Raw genomic sequence first — 3,764 nt, 5'->3', positions numbered from 1 at the left:
TTCGAAGTAATCTAAGCCTAGTTCATCCATGGCTTCTTTCAGCATGCTTTGTGCTTTTTCCCACATGGCATCATCATCGAAATACTTTTCAGTATCGGCAGGATCGCGATAAGAAAGACGGAATGAGTAATCATTAAGATCGAAATCTTTATAAACAGCAAGAATTAAGTTCACTACACGTTTGAACTCATCTTTAATTTGATCTGGGCGTACAAAGATATGAGCATCGTTTAACGTCATACCACGAACACGCTGAAGACCAGATAGAGCACCGGACATTTCATAACGATGCTGTGTTCCAAGTTCCGCAATACGAATCGGCAGCTCACGGTAGCTGTGAATGCTGTTTTTATAAACCATCATATGATGCGGACAGTTCATCGGACGGAGAACCAGCTGCTCATTATCAAGGTCCATTACCGGGAACATATCCTCCTGGTAATGCTCCCAGTGGCCGGATGTTTTATATAAATCGACACTTCCCATTATAGGAGTATACACATGATCGTAGCCAAGACGCTGCTCTTTATCAACAATATACCGCTCGATTACACGACGGATAGTCGCACCTTTTGGCAGCCATAATGGAAGGCCTTGACCTACTAATTGTGAGCTTGTAAACAATTGAAGCTCTTTCCCAATTTTACGGTGGTCACGCTCTTTTGCTTCTTCAAGTAAACGCATATGTTCCGCAAGATCTTCTTTTTTGAAGAAGGCAGTACCATAAATACGTTGAAGCATTTTATTATCGCTGTTCCCTCTCCAATAAGCTCCGGCAATACTAAGCAGCTTAAATTCTTTAATCTTGCCAGTTGAAGGAACGTGAACGCCGCGGCAAAGGTCGAAATAATCGCCCTGTTCATAAATAGTTACTTGCTCATCAGCTGGAATGGCCTCAATTAGTTCTAATTTATATTCGTCATCAATTCCCTTAAATCGTTTAATTGCTTCATCACGACTTACCTCAAGACGAACTACTTCAATATTTTCATTGATAATTTTTTTCATTTCTTTTTCAATCTTCGGCAGATCTTCTGGAGTCAGTGATTCTTCTAAATCAATATCATAGTAGAATCCGCCTTCAATCACGGGACCTACACCGAATTTCGCACCTTTATAGAGGCGTTTAACAGCTTGTGCCATTAAGTGAGCTGTACTGTGACGCAATACCTCAAGAGCAGCTTCGCTATCTTGAGTAATGATTTCAATGGCAGCATCTTCTTCAATTGGACGCTTCAGATCATACATTTCGTTATTCACTTTTCCAGCGATCGATTTTTTCTTTAACCCTGGGCTGATTGAAGCAGCGATTTCTTCAATCGAAATACCTGACGGATATTCCTTTACAGCGCCATCAGGGAATGTAATATTTAGTAATTCAGACATGCAATACCACTCCTTCTAATTTTTAGAACAAACAAAAAAGCCCGCCCCTGTATAAAATACAGGGACGAGCTTAATAAATTAATTAAGACCCGCGGTTCCACCCTCGTTCCGCTTCACCCTTTCAGATAAAACGACACTCGTAACCAGATAACGGGGGTTTTCCGTCAGCCATTACTCACACATGTTTTCCAGGCTGAAGTTCTGAGGCGGTAAGTGTTCTGTCCATGCTAGGAAGCTTTCAGCCATGACTTCCCTCTCTACTAACTGGTTATAAGAATACCCGTGCCCTCAATCGTAACGTTAAAATGTATAAAATTAGTATGTAGCAAATTATAAGTTGTTATGTAATGAAAATCAAGGGCTTTTTACTCAGTTCATACCGTTTTTTTATTATAAACCAGGTATTGCTTCGTCATCCCACGGCTGAATCGCTTTTTTTTGCAATTCAAAAAAAGTGGTAATGGGTCGAATAATACTGCGTTCTTCAAATAATCGTACGATTGCCCGCACATGACCATCCTCTGCATGATCACTATAAAGATAGACACGTTCTGGTGCAAGGGAAATAAGCGGGGCAAGGGTAGTTGAATCTACATAAATTAAATTCCCCGAAAATAGCCGCCGATTGATCAGCATTTGTAGTTCCTTCTTATCTACTTTACGGAAATCTCCTGTATAAAAACTAAAGTCATTTTGATGAAGTAAATGCAGGACTTTCATCTTCGGCTCCTGTCGCTTTAAACAATCACGTAATGACGCAAGAAAGCTTTGATAATCTTGTTCCAGCTTATACTCGTCAATTGCATGTTCTACATAGGCTCCAAGAATATCATAAATCGCTCTAAGTCGAAACATTGCAAACGAGTCGAAGGAAAAGCTTTGACCGTCTGCAAAAATAACTGCAGCCAGTCCTTCCGAAATCATCTCTCTAATTTTCCGCAGCGGAAGATTCTCACCAGTCAATCTCTCTCCTTCTATAATCGCCGCTGAAATATCCAAGATGGCATCAATTTCATCACGTTCACGAAAATAAAAGCGCAGTCTAATAATTTGTTCAAGCCATTCCCAAATTTTTTCTGTTAAAAAAAACGTATAGAACGCATCACTAAGGAGCATATGCATCTTTTCCATATACTCGCTCTCCAGATCAACGATTAGTTCATTTTTAGAAAGCCAATGAAAAAATGTGTGAAGCTCTGTCCACAGCGGGTGGTCAGAGATGATAGTCTTCAACTTCTCTGCCTCTCCATTATCTTGAAAATAAATATGCACCAAATCCCCCCCTACATATGCTTATGTACTTCATATATATGGGATAAGCTGTTTATTTAGAAGCAGAACGTCTATCAAAAAAAAAAGCCGTCCAAGAATGGACGGCCATGAGAGTATTTCGCTAAAACTTAATGCCGGCGATTTTTCCCATCAAGATGAATAGGATCTGCAAGATACATGATCCGTTCCATCACTCGAGCTGCTTTGACTTCTTCCTTTTCGCCACGTTGCGAGAAGGTAAGATGATTCTTAAGCTCTGCAAAATTAAAGTTTGAAGTAAAGAATGTCGGTAAATTCTCAAGCATTCTGAATTGTAGAATTGGACCGATGACTTCGTCTCTTCCCCAGCTTGTCATGGATTCAGCACCAAGGTCATCCAACATCAATACTGAGGCCTTCTTCACCATTTCAATTTTGCTGTTTAAGGTGTTATCACCAATTGATCCCTTCAATTCTCTAAGGAAATCGGGCACATAAACAATCATCGAAGAAATCTTCCGTTCAGCCAGCTCATTAGCGATTGCACCGAGCAAATAGGTTTTTCCAACGCCAAATTGACCATGAAGATATAACCCTTTTTGTTTCTTACCTGCTTCATATTCTGTTGCAAAAATGGTGGCCTTTTCAGCTGCTTCCATTCGTCCTGCTGAAGAATCCGTTTGATAAAAGTCACGGATTGATGCCGATAAGATGTCACGAGGGACATAGAGACTTTGAATCAGCTTTTCGCGTTTCTTTTTATCATCATCAACCGCCTTACGCGGACACATATCATATTGTAAATCTAGTGAATTGCCTTGAATAATCAATCGAGGCTGATAGCCCTTCAAGACATTGTTACACTCCCCAAGAGTCGGGCATTTTTCACAATTATGCTTACTTTGTGTGGTGAATTCATAGAGCTTGACCAAACTTTTTTCAACCATTTCATTCGTTACCGTCGAACTATTTTCATTCAAAAACAGTACGATATCCGGGTCACTTAACACTTCATCTTTTAAATGATCATACCGTTTTTTAAATTGACCAGTATTCGCTAGTTTATTAAGCGCCGTATTTATTTTTTCCATCATTGATCACCCCCTGTTTTTAAGATTTTTCATTTT

At 39.8% G+C, this 3,764-nt stretch carries 3 protein-coding genes; all 3 read right to left on the bottom strand.

The features are described from left to right. On the bottom strand, positions 1-1,386 hold a 1,386-nt coding region (gene thrS, locus AC52RT_RS14905), incomplete at its 3' end, for a threonine--tRNA ligase (protein ID WP_495541472.1). A gap of 390 nt (positions 1,387-1,776) precedes the next feature. After that, complete coding sequence (ytxC, locus tag AC52RT_RS14900) at positions 1,777-2,658, bottom strand: sporulation protein YtxC (RefSeq protein ID WP_495541471.1); 882 nt, start codon at positions 2,656-2,658, stop codon at positions 1,777-1,779. A 128-nt stretch (positions 2,659-2,786) separates the two neighbouring features. Continuing rightward, positions 2,787-3,728, bottom strand: a complete 942-nt coding sequence (gene dnaI, locus AC52RT_RS14895; RefSeq protein WP_495541470.1) for a primosomal protein DnaI — start codon at positions 3,726-3,728, stop codon at positions 2,787-2,789. Positions 3,729-3,764 lie beyond the last annotated feature (36 nt).

The organism is Peribacillus sp. (genome assembly GCF_059453735.1).
This window is presented reverse-complemented; position numbering and strand designations above follow the sequence as displayed.